General features: G+C 53.4%; 16 protein-coding genes. 3 read left to right on the top strand and 13 right to left on the bottom strand.

Going from position 1 to position 23,038, the window contains the following annotated elements; translation table 11 throughout:
* Positions 1-14: 14 nt before the first annotated feature.
* The 7 genes from H7C18_RS25980 to H7C18_RS35850 form a co-directional block, all read right to left on the bottom strand.
* Positions 15-998 carry a sugar phosphate isomerase/epimerase family protein gene (locus tag H7C18_RS25980; protein ID WP_185132043.1) on the bottom strand — a complete coding sequence of 328 codons (984 nt, stop codon included), beginning with the start codon at positions 996-998 and terminating at the stop codon, positions 15-17.
* A 30-nt stretch (positions 999-1,028) separates the two neighbouring features.
* Positions 1,029-5,663 carry a DUF5722 domain-containing protein gene (locus tag H7C18_RS25985; RefSeq protein WP_185132044.1) on the bottom strand — a complete coding sequence of 1,545 codons (4,635 nt, stop codon included), beginning with the start codon at positions 5,661-5,663 and terminating at the stop codon, positions 1,029-1,031.
* Between the two features lie 34 nt (positions 5,664-5,697).
* Positions 5,698-6,585 carry a carbohydrate ABC transporter permease gene (locus H7C18_RS25990; RefSeq protein WP_420481888.1) on the bottom strand — a complete coding sequence of 296 codons (888 nt, stop codon included), beginning with the start codon at positions 6,583-6,585 and terminating at the stop codon, positions 5,698-5,700.
* 16 nt (positions 6,586-6,601) lie between these two features.
* Complete coding sequence (locus H7C18_RS25995; RefSeq protein WP_185132207.1) at positions 6,602-7,456, bottom strand: ABC transporter permease; 855 nt, start codon at positions 7,454-7,456, stop codon at positions 6,602-6,604.
* A 125-nt stretch (positions 7,457-7,581) separates the two neighbouring features.
* A complete protein-coding gene (locus H7C18_RS26000) occupies positions 7,582-9,294 on the bottom strand; it encodes a type 2 periplasmic-binding domain-containing protein (protein ID WP_185132045.1) in 1,713 nt (570 codons plus the stop codon).
* 140 nt (positions 9,295-9,434) lie between these two features.
* Positions 9,435-11,072, bottom strand: a complete 1,638-nt coding sequence (locus tag H7C18_RS26005) for a response regulator transcription factor (protein ID WP_185132046.1) — start codon at positions 11,070-11,072, stop codon at positions 9,435-9,437.
* The gene (locus H7C18_RS35850) at positions 11,069-12,820 is read right to left on the bottom strand and encodes a histidine kinase (RefSeq protein WP_185132047.1); all 1,752 of its coding nucleotides are present in this window, start codon (positions 12,818-12,820) and stop codon (positions 11,069-11,071) included. Before H7C18_RS35850 ends, H7C18_RS26005 begins: the two co-directional genes overlap by 4 nt.
* Before the next feature lie 890 nt (positions 12,821-13,710).
* Between H7C18_RS35850 and H7C18_RS26015 the strand changes: the two genes are divergently transcribed.
* Positions 13,711-14,019, top strand: coding sequence for an SOS response-associated peptidase family protein (locus H7C18_RS26015; RefSeq protein WP_185132048.1), 309 nt, complete (start codon positions 13,711-13,713; stop codon positions 14,017-14,019).
* Between the two features lie 95 nt (positions 14,020-14,114).
* Here the strand turns inward: H7C18_RS26015 and H7C18_RS26020 are convergent, their stop codons facing one another.
* Together H7C18_RS26020 and H7C18_RS26025 are read right to left on the bottom strand one after the other, a co-directional pair.
* The gene (locus H7C18_RS26020; protein WP_185132049.1) at positions 14,115-15,770 is read right to left on the bottom strand and encodes a hypothetical protein; all 1,656 of its coding nucleotides are present in this window, start codon (positions 15,768-15,770) and stop codon (positions 14,115-14,117) included.
* Between the two features lie 253 nt (positions 15,771-16,023).
* Positions 16,024-16,851 (bottom strand): alpha/beta hydrolase, encoded by an 828-nt coding sequence (locus H7C18_RS26025; protein ID WP_185132050.1) that lies wholly within the window; start codon positions 16,849-16,851, stop codon positions 16,024-16,026.
* A 983-nt stretch (positions 16,852-17,834) separates the two neighbouring features.
* Here H7C18_RS26025 and H7C18_RS26030 point away from each other — a divergent pair.
* On the top strand, positions 17,835-18,251 hold the full coding sequence (locus H7C18_RS26030; protein ID WP_185132051.1) for a VOC family protein: 417 nt from the start codon (positions 17,835-17,837) through the stop codon (positions 18,249-18,251).
* A gap of 79 nt (positions 18,252-18,330) precedes the next feature.
* Here H7C18_RS26030 and H7C18_RS26035 read toward each other — a convergent pair whose 3' ends face one another.
* The 3 genes from H7C18_RS26035 to H7C18_RS26045 form a co-directional block, all read right to left on the bottom strand.
* The gene (locus H7C18_RS26035; RefSeq protein ID WP_185132052.1) at positions 18,331-18,756 is read right to left on the bottom strand and encodes an SRPBCC family protein; all 426 of its coding nucleotides are present in this window, start codon (positions 18,754-18,756) and stop codon (positions 18,331-18,333) included.
* Between the two features lie 76 nt (positions 18,757-18,832).
* Positions 18,833-19,789: a sigma-70 family RNA polymerase sigma factor gene (locus H7C18_RS26040; protein WP_185132053.1), complete on the bottom strand. Its 957-nt coding sequence runs from the start codon at positions 19,787-19,789 to the stop codon at positions 18,833-18,835.
* Positions 19,790-20,075: 286 nt separating this feature from the next.
* Complete coding sequence (locus H7C18_RS26045) at positions 20,076-20,924, bottom strand: SDR family NAD(P)-dependent oxidoreductase (RefSeq protein ID WP_185132054.1); 849 nt, start codon at positions 20,922-20,924, stop codon at positions 20,076-20,078.
* A gap of 114 nt (positions 20,925-21,038) precedes the next feature.
* Here H7C18_RS26045 and H7C18_RS26050 point away from each other — a divergent pair, with 114 nt between their 5' ends.
* On the top strand, positions 21,039-21,719 hold the full coding sequence (locus H7C18_RS26050) for a TetR/AcrR family transcriptional regulator (protein ID WP_185132055.1): 681 nt from the start codon (positions 21,039-21,041) through the stop codon (positions 21,717-21,719).
* 175 nt (positions 21,720-21,894) lie between these two features.
* Here the strand turns inward: H7C18_RS26050 and H7C18_RS26055 are convergent, their stop codons facing one another.
* Positions 21,895-22,842, bottom strand: a complete 948-nt coding sequence (locus H7C18_RS26055) for a carbon-nitrogen hydrolase family protein (protein WP_185132056.1) — start codon at positions 22,840-22,842, stop codon at positions 21,895-21,897.
* Between the last annotated feature and the right edge of the window lie 196 nt (positions 22,843-23,038).

Genomic DNA, 23,038 nt, shown 5'->3' on the forward strand with positions numbered 1-23,038 from the left:
GATTACTGCTGCGCTCAGACGCGAAGCAGGCATTCGCGCAAGAAGGCGGCAGTCTCCGGAGAGCGCCCTTCACGAATAAGCCGCTCCACCTTCTCCGCCGGAAGCGAGTCAACGACATGCCCGAACGCTTCCATCGCGCGGACCCCTTCGTGAACAGCCTCCAATCCGTCTTCGCGATACGGATATTGATCGATCGACAGCCATCCCGAATAAGCCGTCCGCTTCAGCCAGTAGAAAAATTCAAGCGACTCGATCGTGTGCACGCTTCCGACGATCATATCGTCGTCCCAGTGTCGGAAATTGTCGTTCATGTGCACATGGAACAGCTTGTTGCCATGCTTCTTTAGCAGCGCGACCGATTCGGCGGGCGTCTCGTAAGCGTTCAGCGCGTGGCCGAAGTCGATCGTCACCCCCACGTTGTCCGTACCGACCTCCTGCGTAATTAGCAGCGCGTTCGCAGCCGTGCTCAAGTAGCAGTGGGTGCGCGGCTCCTTCGGCTTATACTCCAGACTGACTCGCACGTCCGGGCGATAACGGCAAACCTCCTTGACCCCTTCCGCAAACCAGTCGCGCTCCTGAATGTAATCGGCCTGGAACAAGTAGTCATACCCGTCCTGACCCGGCCACAGCGAGATGAGATCGCCGCCGAGCTCTACCGCGGCGTCAATCATCTCTTTCGCATGCGCGACAGCCTGCTGGCGAACGGCCCGATCCTTGGCGGCGAAGCTGCCGTATTTCCATTTCATCTGACCGAAGTGATCGGGAATGATCGACACGAGCTGAAGCCCGTACCGCTCCAGGTATTCTTTCAGCTCCTTCACGTTGCTCTCCGTCACATGCCACGTGCCGACCAACTCGACGCCGGTCACCTGCGGGATTTGCGCCACCCGCTCGAACAGCTCGCTCAATGCATATGGCCGATCGTAGCCTTCCGTCAAAAATCGGTCCGAACAGCTGCCTACATTGGACAAAATCACAGAATATTGCGTTTTATTCAATGCCAGTCCCTCCTTGATTATCGCATGTCATCAGCCGGCATTTCTGCCGGGACGGTCAGCCAGCATGCCGAATACAAACTGCGCATACCAGCGGGACAGAAAATCGTTTGGATGATTGATGTTGTTTCCGGTCATGTCGCCGAAGCTTTTCGTTTTCAGAAGCTCGGCGTGAACGCCGGTCAGGTTTGCGGCGGCGACCCCCTCCATCCCGGAAGCCAGCTCGTTCAGCGCTGCGTTATAATAGGGTTGCTGGTCCAGGAAGAACGTCTCGGGGTTCGGAAGCGTCGTACCTACGAGAATGAATTCAGCGGCTGGATTGACCGCACGGACGGTGTCGATGATCGACCGAATGTTCTCCTTGAAGACGGAAGGTCTTACTCCGTCTCCGATGCCGGTGCCAGAGCCGTCGTTCATGCCGAAAGCGATGATGACGAGATCCGGATGCTCGGAGGCAACGAGCGCGGCGGCATGATCTTTGCCCCAAGTCGACGTTGTCCCGCCGACGGAAGGATTCACGAATGTGATATCGGTATGATAATAGCGTTCGAGTGCATTCGCGGTCATCCGCCCCCAGATCGGTAAGTAAGGCGGTACGCCGGTATAGCCGCTGGCATTGGCGCCTACCGAGATGCTGTCTCCGTACAAAGCCAGCTTGACCGGCGCGCCGGCGCGCAATTTGCCGATGGTCTTGGGCAGACTCGCCTCATCGAACTTCGGCACAGGGCCGTTCCACGCGCCGACATGCTTATAGGTAATGACGATCTGCCGGTCGTGGAAGAAGGAGCCTTCCCGGTAGAGGACGGCGCCGCCGCCAAGTCTCGGCATGCTTTCGTTCGGAATGTATTCCGGCAAAACCATCTCGTCCTCTGTCATATAGGGAATGCGCGACTGCGCCGTCAGCCGGAACGCACCGTCTTCGAACGTCCAGTCGACGCCTTCCTCATACTCCGTATCCAACCTGGCATTCTTCACCGATACGATCTCGGTCGGAGGATACATGAATCTGCCTTCCGGAAGCCCATCCCCTTGATCGACCATGAGTACGGATTCGTTTACCACCGTATCTCCTTGCCAAAAGGGCGCCATCGATGTCGTCTCCACATTCGCAGCCTCCTCCGAATCCCCCACGCGGAATAAGGTCTCTTGTACCGTGTTGCGGTATCGGAAACGGATCCCGTACGCTCCGCCTTGCTGCGGATCGTACGAGGCGACCCGCAGCCTGAACCGCTGCCCATCACCCGTGCCCAGCTTGCTCAGCTTCAATTTGCTGCTGTCGAAGCTCAGATTCCCGATCGGCTCGACAGCGATTTCCCCCGACAGTTCCTTGGCGTCATGATTGGTCACCTCGACGGTGAAATAAGCGCCTGCTTCCACATTCGTCATATCGGACGTTACCGCCATCTCGAGATTCGCCTGGCCGCCTACGGCTTCGTTTTTCTTCGAAAATCCGACCTCGTCGATCAGCAGCGATCCGTTCCAGCTTTCGCTGGTCGTCTTTCGTGTCCACACCTTGATGCGGTCGATGGACCCGACGCCTTCCCAATCGCTTAGATCGACCGACAGCGCATTCCACCCTTTTGCCGCGTCGATCTGGACGACGCCCTCGGCGACTTGCGTCCCGCTGAAGGCTTTCACCTTCACGTAGTACGGTTGGCCGACCAGCGGATCCGTCAGCTTAACCGCCAAATTCAAGTTGGGGGTTTCGGACGCGTCGACCGGCGAGTCGAACGTCTTCTCCGCCCCTTTCCACAGCTTCTCCAGCCCGACGAACGTCAGCTGGATCAGCTTCGCGAAGTCAACCTGCAGCGATCCGGACCCCTGGTACGCGTCGGATGCGGTCTGTCGGGCGGATACCGCGTTGTCCGCGATCGTCCAGCCGTCCGCGCCGTCCTCGAAGCCGTCGCCTTGAACGAGCTTCGGCGCCCGTTTATTGATCGATATGGGCACCTGTTGCGGCGGCATTCGCTGCGACAGCCGGGAAGCGTCGAAATTCGGAATGACCTCGCTCCAATCGGAGATTCCGATAATCGGCTTGGCGAACGCGGTCGCTTCCAGTGAGCGGTCGGTATCGATATCCCGAAAGACATCGTAGATGAACTTCTTGTCCTGGGCGACGAATCCCGCCAAACTCGGATCTTGCGTCCACAGCCCCATGTTCAATCCCGCGGAAGGAATATCGAGCTGATTGAACAGGATGAATGCGTCAATGCCGTCCAGAAACCGCGCTTTGTAATACGCATAGGCATAGCCGGCGGCCTGAACCTGCTCCGCTTCCGGCGTATCGGCCTGCGTTTGAAAGCCTTGCTCGGACAAGATAATTCGCCTGCGTTCTCCGTGAATCTTCAACGCTTCCTGCCCCATATACCGGTCCAGGACATCCAAGTTTTTGAACGTGATTTTGGGAGAGTCGAAGTCCTCCGTCACATGCTCATGATCGTTCCAGGTTCGGGGATCCAGCATATCTTCCGGATAAGAATGGTAAGCAACGTTCCAGGGAAAGTCTCCTCCCTGCTTGGATAGAGTGTTCATGAGATCGACGATGTCCTTGCCCTTGTAATAACGAGTCGGATCGCTTGAAAAATAAGGCTCGTTCCAGGCGTTGTCGAGCGAGATATACACTCTGGCGCTGTCGGAATATTGGCGGACGGCCAGGTAAGCCAGCCTCACGGTCCGTTCGTACTGCTCCATGAACTGGTCGACCGTCTTGTCACCCATATTCTGCCACTGCCAGGCGGAATCGACCTCATTGCCGACGATATAGCCCATTGCTCTTCCGTAGCGTTCGTCGTCTTGCGTGTAGCGGTCGGCCAGGAAGCCGATGGCCGCCGTAAAATACCGGACCCCTTCTTCATTCGCCGTATTGAATGCGTACACCGTTCCTTGTCCGCGCGCCGCATCCGGGTGAATGAGCACGTTCGTCGAACCGTTCGGATCGTCCGCGTCGTACAGAATCAGAACGAGGTAAACGAGCGTGCCGTTGTCCGACAGCGACTTGATATGCCGGTCCAGCTCTTCCACGGCGTCTTTGTGAAAATAGTAGGTTTGCCCTCCCTGCTCGAACGCGATGGCGTTGGCAGGGTCTACGTCGTCCTTGTACATTAGGCCGTTTACGACGACCGTGACTGTGGCGTGACTGACACCGAGCTCTTCGGCGTCATCCGTCATTTGCACGTTCAGGCCTTTCTTCGACTGCGCTTCCGGATAAGGAAACGAATGGGCGGCCGGGAAGGCGACATCCGTAACCGATTTCGGCCAGTCCACGAATTGGAACTGCTCCCCGCCGCTGCCGTCCTGCTCATGAACAGCGACCGAATATTTGGAAAAATACCGGTCTCTCGTTCCGTCGAATCGATCCAATTGGAACGAGAATGTTCGCTCCCCTGCCTGCAGCTGCATCGTGCCCGCCGGTGTCAAGCCCGCGACATCCGGCTCGTATTGGTACGGGGCAAGCTCATACAGCTGCAACTGAGCGTCCGCTGGAATCGCCGCATCCTCCCCGATCGATCCGGTCACCGTCACCGTTTGCGCATCGGCGCGAACATCCGCAACGGTGCCAATGTATTCGTAATCCGGGCGATCCTGCTTGGAGAAATCGATGCCGTCCAGCGCAACCGCCCCCGTTCCGGCGTCGCCTTCCGCCAGCTGCAGGCGAAGCCCGGTTATGCGCCCAGTCCAGCGGGGATTGCCGATGAGCCGAATCGAATACGCGCTATCCCCACCGTCATTCGCCTTCAAATCGAACGCTTGCATTTTCGCGCTATCGTATTGCCCGTCATCTTCCGTAGTCCAATAGAGCCTGCCGGACGTACTTGCCGTGCCGTTGCGCAGCTTCAGCGTCACGACGTTGTTCTCGGCCGCGTCCAACCTGATCGGCGCTGAGGTCAGCATCGGATCCGGCCCCGTCACCTCGAACGATAGCCGGCCGGCCGCCACCGTCGGCGAAGCGATGGAATCGCTAAACCGCCAGCCCTCCGAATCTCCGTCATAAGAGAATTGCCAATCAAGCACATTGGCCGCATGAATGTAGTCGATATAGAACTCTGCCGTCGGCCAATTAGGAAGCGTATCCTCCGGGTGGTCGGCGCGGTCGTAATCATGGATAAAGCCGACTTCGAGCTTATCGATCGCGCCGCGGCCCTCCCATCCGCTCAGGTCGATTCCGATTTTGTTCCATTGGTTGTTGTAGACGCGTACGATGCCTTCGATGGAAGAATCCCCGCTGTACACTTTCAGACGCGCGTAATAAGGATCATCGTTCGGCAAATAGCCGAAATTGTTGTATGCCATCATCAAGTACCGCGATCCGGACAGATCGAGCGGCGTGTCGAAGGTTTTGCTCGCGGTTCTCCACACGTTGTTTTGCAGGTTCGGGTTGCTCTTGATGGCCAGGAAACGGCTGCCTTCGTACGGGAAGAACACGTCCCACGCCGAAGAAGCCAGGCTCACTTCCGACACGTTCTCACCCGCTTGCCAGCCCGCAATCGATGCGTCCGATTCGAAATCCTCAATGACCGTATAAGGCGTAAATTGTCCGACCGTCCTCATGTTTGAGGTCGGCGCGAGCTCCCCGTCGGCTGCGTTTACCGGGGAGATACCGAGATTCGGCAAAACGAACAGCAGCGTCAGAGAAAGCAAGCAGGCGATGCGCATTTTCCGAGCTCTCATCGTTTCACACCCTTTAGGAGTTGGAGTCGTTCGTTTATTCCTTCACGCTGCCCAGCACGATGCCGTGAATAAAGTACCGCTGCAGGAACGGGTACGCGAGCAGAATCGGCAGCATGCCGACGAACACCTGGGCGGCGCGTGTCGTCCGGTCCGAGATTCGGTTGTAAAGTCTCGCCGTCTCCGGATCGGTGAACTTGGACAGATCCGGCATCGTGATCACCGTCTGCAAATAGCTCGACAGGGGATAGCGGTGCGGGTTGTTCATCAGCAGCAGCCCGTCGAACCATGCGTTCCAATGCCCGACGACCGTAAACAGCGTAATCGTCGCCAGAGCGGGCGTCGATAGCGGAATGAATAGATTCAGTAGAATCCGCCAATCTCCTGCTCCGTCGATCCGCGCCGATTCGCTAAGCTCCTTCGGCAGCCGGCGAAAGAAATTGAGCAGCAGAATGATGTTGAATACCGGCACCGCCCCAGGCAGCACGAGCGCCCAAATTGAATTGAGCAGACCGAGATTTTTGATCGTCAAATACCAGGGAATAAGCCCGCCGCCGAACAGTATGGTGAAGACGAAATACCAGACATAGACGGTGCGCAGCCGGAACTCCCGCGCTTCCTTGGCCAGCGGATATGCGCACAGCAGCGTCAGCGCGAGATTGAGTACGGTACCGAGCGTCACGCGCTCCAGCGTAATGCCCATCGAACGAAAGAACTGCCCCTGCGATGCGACATATTCGTAGGAAGCCCACGTGAACTGGCGCGGCCAGAACAGCACGCTGCCGGCCTCCACCTCCACCCTTGAGCTTAAGGACAGCGACAGCACATGCACGATCGGGAGGAAGCAGAGCGCCGCAAGCACCGTCAGCAGCGCGTAATTGGCGATCTCGAAGCTTCTTCTGCTCCAGGATGTCGTTCTCATCATCTGCCTGCAGCTCCCATCAGAAAATTCTGTAGTTGGCGAAGCGGTACGCCAGTCCGTACGACACAGAGATCAGAATAAAAGAGATCAACGATTTGAACAGGCCGAGCGCCGCCGATACGCTGAACTGGTAATCCTGCAGTCCGATCCGGTAGATCATCGTGTCGATGATGTCTCCGCTCTCCAGCACCGGGGCGCTGTACAGGTTGAACACTTGATCGAAGCCGGCGTTGAGCACATTTCCGAGGCTGAGCGTCACCATCAGCACGATGATCGGCGCCATGCCGGGCAGGGTAATGTGCATCGTCTGCTTCCAACGGCTCGCCCCGTCAATTACGGCCGCTTCGTACAGCGTCGGATTGATGCCGGTAAGCGCCGCCATGTAGATGATCGTGTCGAAGCCGAATTGCTTCCACGTGTCCGAGAAGATGAGCGTCCACGGGAACCAGGCGTTGTCGCCGAGAAAATAGACAGCCTTCAGGCCGATTCCTTCGAGCATCCGATTGACGATGCCGTCGAGCGACAGCACATCCATCAGAATGCCGGCGAGAATGACCCAGGACAGGAAGTAAGGCAAATAAACAAGCGTCTGTACCGATCGTTTGAACAGGCGGCTGCGAACCTCGTTCAGCAGCAGCGCCGTGGTGATCGGCACGATCAGATTCAGTACGATCTTCATTGTCGCGATGAAGAGCGTATTCCACAACACGCGTCGGAAATCCGGCAAATCGAAGATATAGCGGAAATTGGCCAGACCAACCCAATCGGAATGAAGAAATCCCTTGGTCGGGTAATACGTCTGGAAGGAGATGACAATGCCGAGCATCGGAATGTAGCAGAACAGCAACAGAAACAGGACGCCCGGCAGCAGCATGATATGATTGGCATTTTCCCGTTCCCACCAGCGTCTCACGGGTTGATCTCACCTCCTGCGCCGCCAGGCGGCGGTCCGGACGCCCTTGCATCCGTCCGCAGCCTGACAGCGAACCGTTGCGGCAGTTAATGGTTGGCAGCGTACCACTGGTTGACTTCCTGCGTAATTTGATCGCCGCCGAGTTTCTTCCAGTTCGCCACGTATTTGTCGAATTCGTCCAGCGGCGCCGAGTTCATAATGATTTTGACGAACGTTTCGTTCTCCATCGTCATCAGCGTGGACATCTTCTCGTCCATCGTCTTGGTGGAACCTCCGAAATACTTGTCGATCACCACCCCGTCCGGCTGCAGCTCATACTTGTCGCGCACCTCGAACGGGCTGACCGCCGGCTGATGAATCCACCACTGCTGCCATTTTTCCGGATCGGACCCGTCCGTCGACTTGACGAGGTCATACGTCTCCTTCAGGCTCTCGTTCAGGCCGGAAGGATCACTCGCGGCCAGCGCGTCCCGAACCAACTGATAATTGTAATCCTTGATATAGCCCTGCACCGGCGACAGGATGTGCATCGCATACTTGGCGTTGTCGACCCAGGCATAGTTCTTGTTATCGCCGTTCGTCCCTTCCTTGTCCTCCCCGTACACCTTCTGGATGAACAGGTTCATTAACCGAACCGCCGCCTCGGGATGATCGTAACCCTTCTTCACCACGTAGAAGCCGGAGACGGAGACGCCGACGCTCGGCTTGGCCGGCGTATCGTCGACCGAAGGAAGAGCCACCGCGACCCAGGAAGCGCCAGGGTCCTTCTTGATCAGATCCGCCGCGATCAGGGCCGACTCCGAGATCGTGCCGTAGAACATGCCCAGCTTGCCGGAGACGACGTCCTCCTTGAGTTGGTTGTAATCCTTCGTGCCGAACTCCCGGTCGATCAGGCCATCCTTGTACATGGTCTGAAGCCTGCCGAGCGCCGCCTTCATTTCCGGAGCCGTGCTGCCGTACATCAGCTTGCCTGTGCCATCCTCCACCCAGATGTCAGGATAGGCATGATACCCGTTCAGGAAGCCGCCCATTGAGCCTCCGCCCATCGTGGCGCTCAGAATGCCGAGGCCGAGCGTATTCGCCTTGCCGTCGCCGTCCGGATCTTGATGAACGAAAGCGTCGGCCACTTGGACGAGCTCGTCGATCGTCTTCGGCGCCTGCAGATTGAGCTTACTCAGCCAATCGGAACGGATGTATAGCGTGACGAGCGAATCGCGGGGATCTCCGCCGTACTGCGGCAGCGCCATCAACTTGCCATCGTACGTCGCCATCTGTTGCGCCGGCGCGAGTGCGTCGGCCACCTGCTCTTTTAAATAAGGCATCGCATTGTTATCGAACGCGGCCGTCAGGTCCTCCACCATATCTGCGTCCACAAGCTGGTTGAGCTGCTTCTTGGAGACGAGCATCAGATCGGGAATGTCGCCGGAGGCGATCGATACGTTTACCTTGTTGTCGTACTGCGTGGAGTCGACGAGCCAATTCCATTTCACATTGATGCCGAGCTGCTCGCGAATCAGCTTCATCCAGCGGTTGTCGTTGTCCCATGTCTCCCCGTCCGGGAACGTCGCCCAGCCTGCAGTCCCCATGACCGATGTCAGTGCGATCGGCGGTTCGAACTTTCCGAAAGGAGCGCCTGACGCTTCTCCCGTCTTCGTTCCGCCCGATGACTCCCCGCCGCTTGCGGTCGATGCGGCAGGCGAACTCGTTCCGCCGGTTGATTCTCCGTCGCTGCATGCGGCAAGCGCACACGACGCCAGCAGAACCGTCAACAACGATAATCCACTCTTTCTTCCGAACACGGACTCTCCCCCTTGAATGAATGGCGTTATCAATAGCGCTTTCATGACACAAGCCGATTATAGCAACGCCGCAAAGCGCCTCTCCATTCCAATGATTTTACTTTCGCTTGCACCTTCTTGCTTGCACTGCGCCCGCTCTGTCAACGGCTACATGACCGCTCGCGCCATTCGTGCGGCGTCATGCCCGTCGCTTTCTTGAACACGCGGTAGAAGTATTGTACCGACGCGAAGCCTGTCAGCGACGCAATCTCCTGAATGCGTCGGTCCGAATCGGCCAGCAGCTCCTTGGCGAGTCGAATGCGGCATTCCGTAATATACTCGGCGACGCCGATTCCATTTTTTTGCTTGAACAAGCGCGATAAATAGGAGGAATTGTGGCCGACATCCTCCGCGATACCGGTCAGCGACAGCTCGTCGGACAGGTGATCGGCAATATATTTTTTGACTTTGGTCATCAGTTCGTTCTCGCTCTCGCCTCGGGATCGCTCCCGGAAGTCGAATACCGATTCGCCGCAGCGCCTCAGGTAGGTTATGGCCTCCTCGGGCGAATGCGCGGGATCGGGATGGATGAGGCGCGCGACGTCCCAGCGTTCTCCCGTGCCGTCCAGACGCATCTCCTTCGTGTGAAAGGACAGCAGCACCGAGGCTGCCATAAAATAGTGCTTCTCTTGGCTCTCGGCATCGCCCTGCTCGAGCATTTCGTTCAGCAGGACCAGGAACGGTTCCCGTCGGCTGTTCTCTAGCATCGACGCCAGGCTGCCAATCCAGGCTGCCGAATCGCGGAACAAACCGGCTATGCCGTCACCGGACATCGTCTGATCGACCATCAGCAGACCGCGCCCGGAACCAAGCCCCCGCAGCATGTTTGCCTTGAGCGAGACGAATTTGCGGCTCAGCCCGTCCCAGTCCACGGGGCTGTCCGCGATCAGAACGGACAGTTCGAGCTTGATCAGATCCTTGCAAGCGCTCTGAATCAATTCGAACGCACCCTGCACGAAGCTGGCCGCAATGCGCCACATATCGTCCCGCATCCGTGGAGAACTGTCCGGATGGAGCCCCTTCGGCTGCGCGACCCAGACGATATGAAAGCGATCCGTCGGAACCGACATTTGGCTGACCGCCGTATCCAAATACTCCCCCGCGATGTTGCGAATGGAGTACAAAAGCAGATAGCGTTCGTAATAAGAGAGATGGTCCATCCCGTCGTCGACGCGTCCGACAACCGCCAGCACGGGCGCCCACGGCCGCAGCGGAATCCCCAGATTGGCGAACTGCCGCTCCAGCTCGTCCCGTTCGATTCGCTCCCCGTGCAGCATTTGGCGGACAAAATCTTGCTGCAGCGCTTCGGACGCCAGCCGCATCTGATTTTTCGACTTGACGATGAGCTGGTCGAACTCGATCTCGTCCCTCAGCCGCTCGATCGCCTTCTCTACGGCCGCGACCAGCCGTTCATCTCCGTCCGTCTTCAACACATAATCGACCGCTCCGCCCCGAATTGCCGTCTGGGCGTAATCGAATTCATTGAAGCCGGACAGAAAGATGACCTTGCAGCGCGGCCAATAACGTACGATTTCGCGCTGCAAGGTCAACCCGTCCATTCCCGGCATGCGAATGTCGGAGATAACAATATCGATCTTCGTGCGCTTCAGCCATTCCAGTGCTTCCTTGGCGGAGTAAGCGCCGATGACTTCCAAATCGAGATAAGAAAGCCTCCGCATTACATCGACCAGCCCTTCGACGACGTAATCTTCGTTATCCACGATCAGCAATCTGTTCATGATTCGACCTCCTCGTCGATAGGCAAGTGAATTTCCACGCGCAGCCCACCCAGCCTGCTGCGGGAAAGCCGCAGCCCAAACGGGGGGCCAAACTTCAGAACTAGGCGTCCGTGCACGTTGAATAGACCGGTCGTCTCGCTCCAGTCCTTCCTATTGCGCAGCTGTCCTGCCAGCTCGCTTAATTGTTCGTCCGTCAGCCGATCGCCGTTGTCTTCAACGACCAGCGTCAGTCCCTTCGCTTCGGCTGCGGCCGAAAATTGCAAAATGCCATGACCATCCAGCTCTTCCAGCCCATGAATGAAAGCGTTCTCCACAATGGGCTGCACGATCAGCCGCGGCACCGGAATATGCTCCGCTTCGGCCGGCAGCGCTCCCCATCGCACCGTCAGATTGTCGCGGAACCGCATCTTCAAAATATCCGCATACGTTCGGGCATGATCGACTTCCATCCGCAGCGTCGCCTCCTCCTGCGCATTTCTCGCGATGTATTTTAAATAGTCGCCGAGCAACTGGGTATAGCGTTTGATATTGTCGGTGTCCTCGTCCTGAGCCATCCTGTGCAGCCGATAATAAGTGTTGTACAGAAAATGGGGATTGATCTGCGCCTGCAGATGCTTCAGCTCCGCTCGCTGCGAACGAATGCTTTCCTCGTAAACGTCGCGAATGAGCGCTTGGATCGTGTCCATCATCCGATTGAACTGCTCATAGAAATAGGCGATCTCGTCGCGGTTGCGCGACTTCAGCTGCACGTCGAACGCGCCTTCGCTTACTTTCCGAAACGCGCGGACAAGCCGTTGGAGAGGCCGTTGCAGGAACAAGTAAATCCAATAGGCGAACAAGAAGATGATAGCGATGGCTGTGGCGATAAAAATGCGGAACCACATTTGGTAGACCGCAAGCGGTTTAAGCACGATCTCTTCCGGCAGGTAAAGCGTGAGCGCAATGTTCGCCTTCGGAGACCGTTCGTATGCCGCGATATAATGCCGCCCGTCGACGGTGACGACCCGCTGACCGGTCATTTCGGCATTTCCTTTATATAATTCCGTCATATGACGCTCGAAGCGATCGTCTACTTCGTTGCCGGACACACGCCACTCACCGTCCATATCGGACAGAATCGCGTTGCCGCCGCTTTCCGTCAGCATCTGTGCCAGCGTGGACTCGATTTTCCCTCGATCAAGCACGATCTCAAGCCAATAAGCCGGCAAGCTTCCGTTGTCGTACGTTCCTTCCGGAAAGCGTTCGGCCATCATCAACTGCCCGTTCCATTGAAATACCGGAGCCGTCTGGCGATTCAACAAATTGTTGACAGCCGCATCCTGCTCGCTGATATGGTAAGCGATCCGATTCGAGTAAATGACCTTATGCTCGGACATGAGGTATAAGCCGGCATCCGCAATGTAAGCGTTTGAAGATTTCAACGTCAGCATCTTCTTCTCAATGTCGAGCACGCCCACGCGCCGGTCGTAATCGCTCATAATCGAGGAAAGGGCGTTGAATTTCTGGATGTCTTGATCGAAAATGTATTCCCGCTTCAGATTGGCGATATAATCGAAAGCCGTGTTCAATTCTGTAATGTAAAAATGAATGCGTGAAGAGAGCGACATGTTGATTTCGCGCCGGAACGCTTTTTCTCCGTTGACCACAATCATCGAACCGATCATCAGAACGGGCAGAAGGGCAGCCATGAATACCAATACGATCTTGGGATAAAGTCCGACCGACAGCAGGTTGCGGCGGTTGGGCACGAACGCTCACTTCCTTTGTTAAATTCCGGGGTGTCGCACACCGCGTCCAACCTATTGTAACAAGTCCGATTCACACCGAGTTCTACTTATTTTACTTTTTTTTTGTAACTTTTTGACTGAAGCGAAAACCGACAAAAAAACGAGAGTATCCTTAGTAATCGCCGCAGTGATGCAACAGAATGCTCCCGAAAAGCTCGCAATTATCGGTATTACGTTGTTTATTTAATCCACCTCGATTGTATTTTAAAATTCTGCAGTACTACTCCATTATCCAGCCAGTTAGTTGAGAAAACGTCAGTCGTTCAAGTATAATAAAAGAGATATTAAGGGCAAGATAGGAAAAAGGAACCGTCTAAAATAAGACGATTCCTTTTATTAGATTGTTGGGATTCACTTCGAGTTATCAGCCGTTGATAAATGTTCCATCTGTGTTACTAACAATTGTGTTTGTAAGACTCCTCGTATCGTTACCGACTTTTACTACTCCACTAATCGTCATTTTTGCAATTAAGCCTAAGTGTCCAATCGACTTAGGGTCAAGTTCCTTTGTGTTTCCAAAGCCAACATTTCTTGCATCGTAGAACTCATTGAACATGACAACATAGGAAGTTGGAAAATCGAGTGATAGTTGTCGGAAGCCTTCCACGTATCCGGCGATTTGGTCGATCGTAGTCAAGGGAACTAAATTAAAAACATGCGCCTGGGCTCTAAAAAAGGCTGCATCGCGTGAGTAAGACTCAAATCCAATTCCGCCGGCGTCGATTATTCCAGAGGCAGCGAATGGTTGAATTTGCGGTTTCGTGATTTTTAAATCCTCGAGTACTTCTTGCAGATCAACAGCCTGATCAGGATGTGCAAAACGGGAGGCTGCTTGATAGTAAAGAGTTAATTTGATCTTTTGTCAGGAGATTGCCAAGCCCTACGATACATGGGTCTATCCAGATAGCGGAGATAAATTAAGCACTTGTACCATCATTACGACAATACCGAATGAACTAATGGCCGATATACACGATTGGATGCATGTCATCTTAAACCATAACGATGTTGACATTTGGCTAGACAAGGGCAACCAAAACAAGGAGTTACTCTTAACTTTGCTCAGACCATACGAGGCGGACAAAATGTGGGCCTATAAGGTTGATAAAGCAGTTGGCAATGTTTGTAACCATTCACCAGAGTTATTGAAATTCTGCTGAATTTGTGCCATTTAGAGGAATGATTGAACTCATTAGAAACTTCCTAAAAGCTTAATTAAATTACACTAGCAGGCTTAGCAATAAGGTCACCAACATCAGTCATTATCGTAGAGCAGGAGCTCGTTCTCGACATGGAGAGCATGAAGCGACTTCTTAAATTCGAATCTCCAGGGATCTCCCTTTTCTAATTTTCCATGTTCTCGGAAGCGGGTAATCATCTCGCGTATGCCACCTTTAAGGTGCTCCTCCTCAATCTTTTCCGGGGCCTCTTCCTTAAGATCCTTACGGAGATAAGAAGATGGGTAGAACAAAATAACATGAAGCACATCGCCTGATGATTGTTCCTCTTCTCGGTACTCAAAATTGTTATAATTCCTCCTTTGTACATTCTGTGTGCGTTCACGCCCAGAAGCGTCATTAAAATTGTTCATCCCTCGCTTCAACTGGCCGACCAGTTGACCAATACTAAAACCGCCGCCAAACATACTGGTGTCATCCATAATGACCGGGCTAAAACCTTCCTCGATCAGAAAGCGGTTGAGCAGTAAAAAAGTATTTAATCGTCCGTTGGCGTCCGTAAAAAAGTGGCTAACATGCAATTCACGAATCACGCCAGCAATTGCATAAAGCTTCTGCTCTTCTACTTCTCCTTGTTCCAATTTATCATTTTCCTTAATCCCTTTGATTTCCTCATCATATCTGTTTAATGTTTTTGTTAGCAAGTCTTCCATTTGCGATTTATCATACTTAGTCGATAGCGTATTTTTGTCGAAAGCAGTTAATTCGGTACGGGGCGTTGTGCTTGTCTGACTTGAAATCTTTGAGGCTTCACGTAAAAATCGTGTATGAGATGAATCGCCATCTTCAGCTTCCCTCAAAGGTCGATTGTGATGAGGATTGAGCCCAACAATGCCATCTTCCGCCAGAGACTTAAAGGCTTTGATGTTGGGGAGGGAATCTTCTACTTTTGTCATTCCAAAAGAAGTGCCCCCCCTCCCGGAAGTGCTGCCGCTCTTATCATTGGGTATGGGAATATATTTTCCTTCCTGTTCGTGGCTCTTAATAAGTGTTCCTTTCGTTACAGCTTGGTGCATGTCCATGTATTCTTTCGACGTGAGAGAGGTTGGATATTCTGAACTGGCAGGGGCGACAAAATTCTCAAGACCAATCATCATAGCGTCATAAAATCCAGGGGAGCTATCCATATCAAAACGCAAGGCGTTCGTCTTATCACTATCATTTGCATTATGAAGGTCTCGATCAATAAAAAGTTTCCACCAGTCTTCTTTTGGTAAATGGGCAAGACCGTTTTCTGGTTTCTCACCTTCATCGAGAGACACCATTAGCATTTTTAGTTGGCTTTTGGCTATTGCATCCTCGCGACTCACATTACTACTGCTTTTAAGCGTCTCGTAAACCTTTTGGAGCACCTCCGGCCTTTGCTTCTTAATCCATATCTCGAAAGCATTCAAATCAGAAGTATCTGCGACAATATCGCTTTCTTCTCCGGCGCCCCAAAAAGGATCAACTTCATTTCCATTGCGATCAAATTTCATGCGTTGAATAATGTTGTTGTTTTGCGTAGAACGCATTAACTGCATAGTTGCCTGGTTTCCAACCCTTTGTTGCAATCGCTGAATATTATCCCCCGTGATGAAGGAGGAGTGACCTGATGATGTCGGCACACGCGATCGATTAACAGGAGTAGGAGCATGGTTGCTCTCTACCGGTCGTTTCGTATGTTCATGCATCCTGACTGTCTCCTTCTCATAGAACTATTGGTTAATTATACCACGGGGCAATTACACATGGGTGAGGTTCCCAAATCATTCGGTTCATATAAGTTGATAGCAGTTACCATTTGGCTGGAACATGAATAACCAAAAAAAGACGTCTGGGTATGACGCCCTGATGTTCCGAAGAGGTTATTCATTAGTCAAGTTTAATATTCTGATTACGATCCAATTTTTGAACAGCATGATTACTGCAAATCTTCGGCTTAAATTAGCCAGCGGGCGTGTTGCGAATATGTCGATCGAAGAAGACGACGGTAGTCCGAAGAATGTCTTCCCAACCGAAGTTGCCCCCTTGGAGGCTGTGATTTGCTCCTTTGATTGCCAAAATGCTGGAATTGAGTAGTGCTCCGTGTAAAATTTCAGCCTGATCGAAAGGAACAATCTCGTCTTCAGTACCGTGAATAATCAAGAATGGTGGCGCGGCATCCGTTACGTATGCAAGAGGGCTGGCTTGCTTTGCCTTTTCTGGATGCTCCCGCACGTATCCGCCGATTAGCAACGACTCCATCGACTCCGGCGAGTCATGGAAACCGATCAACATCTGAAGGAAATCAACGGGAGCCGACCAAGCTGCCACAGCCTGTACGGAGCTGGAAATATCGAGGTTCCCGCTATTGCCCTCTAATTCTCTTACCTGGCCCGTCGTACCGAGCAAAGCCGCTAGGTGACCGCCGGCTGAATGCCCGAACACGCCGATACGATTCGGATCGGCCCCGTAAGTTTCTGCATTCGCTCGAAGCCAACGCACTGCTGCCTTCGCATCATGCAACTGAGCAGGATAAATCGCTTCGTTGCTCAGTCGATAATTGATGCTAACGGAGAAATAGCCATGGGCTGCGAAGCGACGAACGAACATTCCGCTCTCCGAAGGTTCCGCCTTGTCCCCCCATAACCATGCGCCCCCATGAATGCACAAAGCAATCGGAAGCTTGCCAACCGGATGTGCGGGCATGGCGATGTCGAGCAGCAGTGGCTTTCCGTCCGCTTCCCCATAGATGACATCCGAAATCACTTGGAATTCTTGTTCCAATATCATTTGCTTCTCCTCTCCATAAGGAGCCTGTTTGGATGCGAAACTGGTGGGCTTACGAGACCCTTGAAGATCTTACCAAGGAGTCTTTTTCTTACTCAAACCTGATATTTTTGTATTATAGGAATGCTGCCCGTTAGTCAAACGGTTTTATTGTAAAATTTGTCTAGCGGCTTTCTTTTTCTTTTTCCGAATAGTAATCGCCGCAAGGATGCAACAGAATGCTCCCGAAAAGCTCGCAATTATCGGTATTGCATTGTTCATTCAATCCACCTCGATTGTATATTATTCTCCAGCACTACTCTATTATCCTGCCAGTTAGCTGACAGCCTGCCGATTACACCGGCAGGCTGTTTAATATAAGTAATGTTTACCGGTATTATAGAAATTTATGTTGACATTCCATATTCAAAACCATGGTGTATATATGTTTAGAGTCATAATTCGGCAATATAAATTACTTTGTATTTTATACATATGTCTAGAAAGCAGTTCAAACCCTTTTCTCACACCAGTTAATTGTCGGTTGTGTTAAATGACACTAAGCGCAGCAAGCTGTCGATTTGATAGGATTTATAACCGTTAAGCATCCGATTGATCCACTTTGATTTCTTTGTAAAAGTCCAGATTCTCCTTGGCTCCCTTCATCTAGTACATATAGCCGACCCATTGAACGCCGACCCGGTCGGGACTGTACTCGGTTTTATCATTAATTTCCATACCGTTCCCTCATTCCGTCACTCGATACCCACCCTTTAATTGTCATTTATTCAGACGAATTCCTTTTTAGAGAGGTTCAATCTTTATCCCTGCACAATAAGAATAAGCAACCTTACGGGAATGGCGGGTATCCGCACTCCATACCAAGTTATTTTTCAAAATTCGCGCATCCGAATCCATGAGACCGATGAATTCCCGGATCGGCTGTCGTCTATATAAACGAAGGCATAAATGAACACAAACAAATATGACGAAGAGGTGTTTTGAAAATGGCATTAACGTCCGCATTCACGAGCTTCAACCTGCCTGTAAAAAACGTAGAACAATCGAAAACGTTCTTCACCGGACTCGGATTCGAGCTCAACCCGCAATTCCCCGAGAACGAGAATTCGGTAGCCATCGTGATCGGCGACAACCTGCAGGTCATGCTGATCAATCAAGCATTCTTTAATACGCTCACGGAGAAGGAATCCGTCGATACGAGCAAGTATGCGCAGATGACGATCGCATTGGCCTTTGAGAGCCGGGAAAAGGTCGATGAAATCGTGAATACCGCGGTCTCCTTGGGCGGGAAATTGCACGCTGAACCTGAAGATCATGAGTTCATGTACCATTGGGGCTTCGTGGACTTGGACGGCCATCTGTGGGCCATTAACTACATGAACATGGATGCGGCACGAGGTTAAGGCTAACGGAGAGCACGCTCGTGCTAGGATTCAAAAAGAACGACGCCGGGCATCTTCCCCGGCGTCTTCTTCGCTATGATTAGTTTTGTTCGGTATAGGCTTTGAAATTGTCCATGATCGCTTGCCAGCCTGCTTGCTGGAACTCGACGGGATTGGAGCTTTCCGCGTCGAACGTTTCAATGACCTTCGTCTCATTCCCTTGATCGACGAAAGCAATATCCACTCTTCTTCCGTCTTCCATGGTGTAGCCGATTGCCTCATGCCGATTCACGACATCGTAGACGCCGCCAAAATCAAAGCCCATGCTGCCATCCTTCGCTTCCATCCGTGTCAGAAACTTGCCGCCGATCCGCAGATCGTTTTCGGCTCTCGGCGCATGCCAGTCCTCGGACGCTTGATTCCACTTCGTGATGTGATCCGGCTCGGTCCAATAGCGCCATACCTTCTCGACAGGAGCTTGAATGACGGCTTGTACGGTTACTTTCGTCGGTTGACTCGTTTCCATTTTAAATAGACACCTCTCTCCTGATATTCGTCGTTTGGTTATTCTCAATAATATAGACGTAAGCCAATGACAAAATTCATTGGTCAATTCGCTCAGGCAGTCCAAATCGCGAAAATAATGGCGTATGAATGAAGTTTTGAACGTGCAGGATTTGATTTTCTTTGGTTTCGATGACGTGGATGCCCCAGGGTACCAGGCCAGAGCCCTCTTTGCCCGGCATATACTGGGCCAACGCCGGATAACCGCCATTCACCGTAATGGGCACAAATCGCGAACCTTCGCAATGCCAGCGAGTAAGCGAATAGAAGGCGGACAAATCTTCCTTGCCGCGGATCCACATCTCGAAGGGCGGCATCGACATGCAGCCTTCTTCGTGGAACAGCGCGACGAGCGCAGCAATATCGAATTGCTCGAAGGCCTCCACATACCGGGACAGCAGCTGCTGCTCCGGTTGAACGTCCATGCTGCTGAGCTCATCCGAGCGAAGCTGCGCACGGTCCATCGTCTCTCGGGCTCTTTGCAAGGCGCTGTTCACCGCTGCCGGCGACATCGCCAACGTTTCCGCGATCTGCTTGGAGGACCATTCAAACACATCCTTCAAAATGAGTACCGCGCGCTGCCGCGGAGGCAAGGTCTGCAGGAGAGCGATGAAGCACAGTTGAAGGGTTTCTCTGCGGACGAGCTGATCCTCCGGATTGCCCCCAAAGTCGGGAGACGGCCAGATCCAGGCAGAGTCCGGCAGCGTGTCGCGAGGCTCGACGATGGCGACGGCCGGATCGAACAGGTCAACGGGAAGCGCGCGGCGTTTGGATTGTCTCAGCTTGTCCAAGCACAGGTTGGAGGCAATCCGATAGACCCAAGTTTTGAACGAGGAATCCTGTCTGAACGTGCTCCAGCTTTGCCAGACCCGAATACTCGTCTCCTGAACGGCATCATCCGCATCGTCCATGGAGCCTAGCATTCGGTAACAGAATGAGGCTAAGCCCGGCTTCAAGCTTGCAAATAATGGTTCGTCAAATGCGGTCTCGTTCATTGTGACCTCCCTTAACGATCTCCCCGAAGGGCGGTACCTTCATTATATGCAATGAAGCGGTCAGCCTCAATCCGAATAAATAGGCAGGATTATGGGTTCAGTCTCGTCGAGCAGTACTTAGAATAATCGGAAAATCGGAGATTTTCGACGCGTCATGGGCGCCATTACCGTTCGGTTGGACAGAAATCTGAATATTTTTAAAAGCATGCGCACGCGGTTATCTAAACTGAATCTTTCCTCGACGTAATCAGCCGTTTCAAACAAGTTTCAACTTTTGGTGGTTACTTCATAGCGTAACAGCCTTTTTCATTGGTCTGCCTTCGGCTGCGTTCGAAACAGCCTCCCACGCTTCCCAGGTCGCTAGGCGGTCAGCATAAGCGTCACGCGCCATATTCAGAACCCAGGAGCCGAGCGCAAATCGCAGCGGTGGATCTTCTGCGTCCACGATCTTGAGAATGGCTTCTGCCGTCGCTTGCGGATCGCCGAATTTTTGGCTCGATAGACCCTCGACAATCCGCTTCCGAAAATCGGCATAGGCGTCCATTTCCGGTGCGAACTTCAGCGACGAAGGACTGCTAAAATCGGTCTCATAGGGGCCGGGCTCGATCAACGTCACCTTGATACCATGGCCTTGAACCTCTTGCGATAGGCTTTCGTGGAGCGCTTCGACTGCCCATTTGGAGGCGCAATAGAAACCCATGAGCGGCGTCGTCACAATTCCAAAGCCGGCTGAGACGCCGAGTATATGTCCGCTCCCCTGTTGCCGAAGCAGAGGCAGAGCAGCTTGAACGACCCGAAGCATGCCAAAGAAGTTCGTATCAAATAGAGCCCTGACGTCGGCCTCGCTGGCTTCCTCAACCATACCGACTAAGGAGTAACCGGCATTGTTGATTACAACGTCCAGCCTGCCGAAATGCGCGTGAGCCTGTTGAACGACGCGTCTCGTTTGATCGGCATCGGTTACGTCGAGCGCCAAGGGGAGAACGGTATCGCCGAAACGTTCCTTTAAATCCGCAACACTCTCTAATACACGAGCAGTCACCGCAACTTTATCGCCTCGAGTAAGCGCAGCTTCGGCCCAAATGCGTCCAAAACCTCGAGAGGCTCCCGTAATAAACCAGACTTTTTTATCCATGATATCCTCCTTTTATTTTCCTGTTGTGTAGGTTACACTTAGATTTAAGCGCACAATTACGGTACTGTCAAGTTCCGGAACTAATAAGTTCCAAAATTAAAAGGGGTTGAATTCATGAGTGAAATCAAAAGGGGAAAATCATCCGTCAGATCTCAATTATCCGACGAAGCGGAAGACAAGCCCGTGCAAAAGCCGGGCCGCAAGCGAGATCCTTCGCGGGATGCTAAAATCCTCGAGGCAACAATCGAAATCCTTGCCGAAGCAGGATTCGACGGAATGACAATGGACATGGTCGCGGCTCGAGCGAAGGCTGGGAAAGCGACAGTGTATCGCCGTTGGTCTTCCAAGGTAGAGTTGGTTCGAGATTCCTTGGCTTGGATGAACCGAACTCATCTTGAGCTCGATAACTTGCCCGATACAGGAACCTTGCGCGGTGATCTGCTTGCGCTGTTGAAGCCGCGATCGATCGAGGAAGATGAGCGCAAATATCGAGTATTTGCGGGCATGGGATCCTTTTGGCAGCATTCGGAATTCGTCGAGGCGGGAATAGCAGGGTTTTTCGAGCCGTGGATCGTCATAAACCGCGAGCTCATGCACCGAGCCGTCGGCCGCGGTGAAATTTCCGCTAGCGCGGATATTGAGTTGGCTTGCGAGGTTATTACCTCAATGTCGTATTTTCGCGGACTCATCCAGCGCAAGCCATTCGACAAGCGATATTTCACTGCGCTAATCGACGGCATTCTGCTGCCTGCCCTCAAAAACCCGAAACCATCTCCAAATGCCGTGGACCAATGATGACCAGGTTCTCACCGGAAGTAACTGGGCGAACGATAAGCCCTTTTCCGCCTATACGTACTGATCTTGAACATACGAAAAAACCGTCGGAAACGATCTTCCAACGGTTGCCCGATCATCCATGTCCCGACGAGCCCCACCGCCATGACGATGACGACCTGCACCTTAAGCCAGATCATATCCATCCCTCCGTTTGCGAGCTTACGATCGCTTGCTTCCGTTTGTTGACGTCCAATCGGAAAATATCCGGACGGCTGTAATGCCCGACCGCGTCGAAGTCGAAACGGCTACGTGTAACCGCCGATAAATCCAGCTCGGCATATACGATCCCTTCCTCGTTGTAGAGCGGCTCCGCGACATATTCGCCGAGCGGGCCGACGACAGCGCTGCCGCCCCGGCATAGAATGTCATCGTCGCCTTCGATGTCGCCGCCGGAGGACAGATCTGCGGGATAGGACGCTTTGGTCGCGAACTGATTGCAGGAGACGACGAAGCAGCGTCCCTCGCAGGCGATGTGGCGGATCGTCGCCTGCCACGTATCGCGCGCGTCGGCTGTAGGGGCGATATAGATGTCGACGCCTTGCGCGTACATTGCCGTGCGGGCGAGCGGCATATAATTTTCCCAGCAGATGAGCCCGCCGATCCGCCCGAATGATGTATCGATGACCGTCAGCGTGCTGCCGTCGCCTTGCCCCCAGAGCAGCCGCTCGGTGCCGGTCGGCACCAGCTTCCGATGCTTGCCTAGCAGCCTGCCGTCCGGCCCGATGTAAACGATGGAATTGTACAACGTTGCCCTGCTGTACTCCTGGTCCCGCTCTACCACACCGACGACCAGATAAACACCCAGCTCCTTCGCCGTCTCGCCCAGCAGCTCCGTCTCGATGCCCGGGACGTCGACCGCGCTCGCCCAATACCGCTCCCAATCCCGCCTGCCGCCGTCCGTCCGACTGCCAACCCGCGCTCCGAAGCCGAGACCGCGCGGGTAGCCCGGCAGGAATGCCTCGGGGAACACGACCAGATTCGCGCCTGCCGCAGCGGCTTCCTTCGACATCGCGACGAGCTTCTCCAGCGCTGACGCCTTGTCGAACAGGAACGGAGCGGCCTGTACTACCGCAACCTTCATCCGTATATCCCCCTCATTCGTTCAACGTTGATCATCTGACTCCTACGTTAGCGGAAAGCGGAAGGTTTGAAACCATCCAATTGGCAGATAAATGCGACCAGCCACTTGCGGAGGCGTGAAAACTTGGCGTTCGCGGTATTCTGCCATCACGGAATATGCCGCAGCCTCTGACGTAGTCGGAAGCTTACCTTGTTCT

This window comes from Cohnella zeiphila (genome assembly GCF_014212055.1).
Taxonomy (GTDB): domain Bacteria; phylum Bacillota; class Bacilli; order Paenibacillales; family Paenibacillaceae; genus Cohnella; species Cohnella zeiphila.

Excerpts from the sequence above, each read along its gene's own strand:
- H7C18_RS25985 (WP_185132044.1), bottom strand. The coding sequence starts at position 5,663 with ATGAGAGCTCGGAAAATGCGCATCGCCTGCTTGCTTTCTCTGACGCTG.
- H7C18_RS25990 (WP_420481888.1), bottom strand. The coding sequence starts at position 6,585 with ATGATGAGAACGACATCCTGGAGCAGAAGAAGCTTCGAGATCGCCAAT.
- H7C18_RS25995 (WP_185132207.1), bottom strand. The coding sequence starts at position 7,456 with ATGCTGCTGCCGGGCGTCCTGTTTCTGTTGCTGTTCTGCTACATTCCG.
- H7C18_RS26005 (WP_185132046.1), bottom strand. The coding sequence starts at position 11,072 with ATGAACAGATTGCTGATCGTGGATAACGAAGATTACGTCGTCGAAGGG.
- H7C18_RS26020 (WP_185132049.1), bottom strand. The coding sequence starts at position 15,770 with ATGCATGAACATACGAAACGACCGGTAGAGAGCAACCATGCTCCTACT.
- H7C18_RS26025 (WP_185132050.1), bottom strand. The coding sequence starts at position 16,851 with ATGATATTGGAACAAGAATTCCAAGTGATTTCGGATGTCATCTATGGG.
- H7C18_RS26030 (WP_185132051.1), top strand. The coding sequence starts at position 17,835 with ATGGCATTAACGTCCGCATTCACGAGCTTCAACCTGCCTGTAAAAAAC.
- H7C18_RS26035 (WP_185132052.1), bottom strand. The coding sequence starts at position 18,756 with ATGGAAACGAGTCAACCGACGAAAGTAACCGTACAAGCCGTCATTCAA.
- H7C18_RS26040 (WP_185132053.1), bottom strand. The coding sequence starts at position 19,789 with ATGAACGAGACCGCATTTGACGAACCATTATTTGCAAGCTTGAAGCCG.
- H7C18_RS26045 (WP_185132054.1), bottom strand. The coding sequence starts at position 20,924 with ATGGATAAAAAAGTCTGGTTTATTACGGGAGCCTCTCGAGGTTTTGGA.
- H7C18_RS26050 (WP_185132055.1), top strand. The coding sequence starts at position 21,039 with ATGAGTGAAATCAAAAGGGGAAAATCATCCGTCAGATCTCAATTATCC.
- H7C18_RS26055 (WP_185132056.1), bottom strand. The coding sequence starts at position 22,842 with ATGAAGGTTGCGGTAGTACAGGCCGCTCCGTTCCTGTTCGACAAGGCG.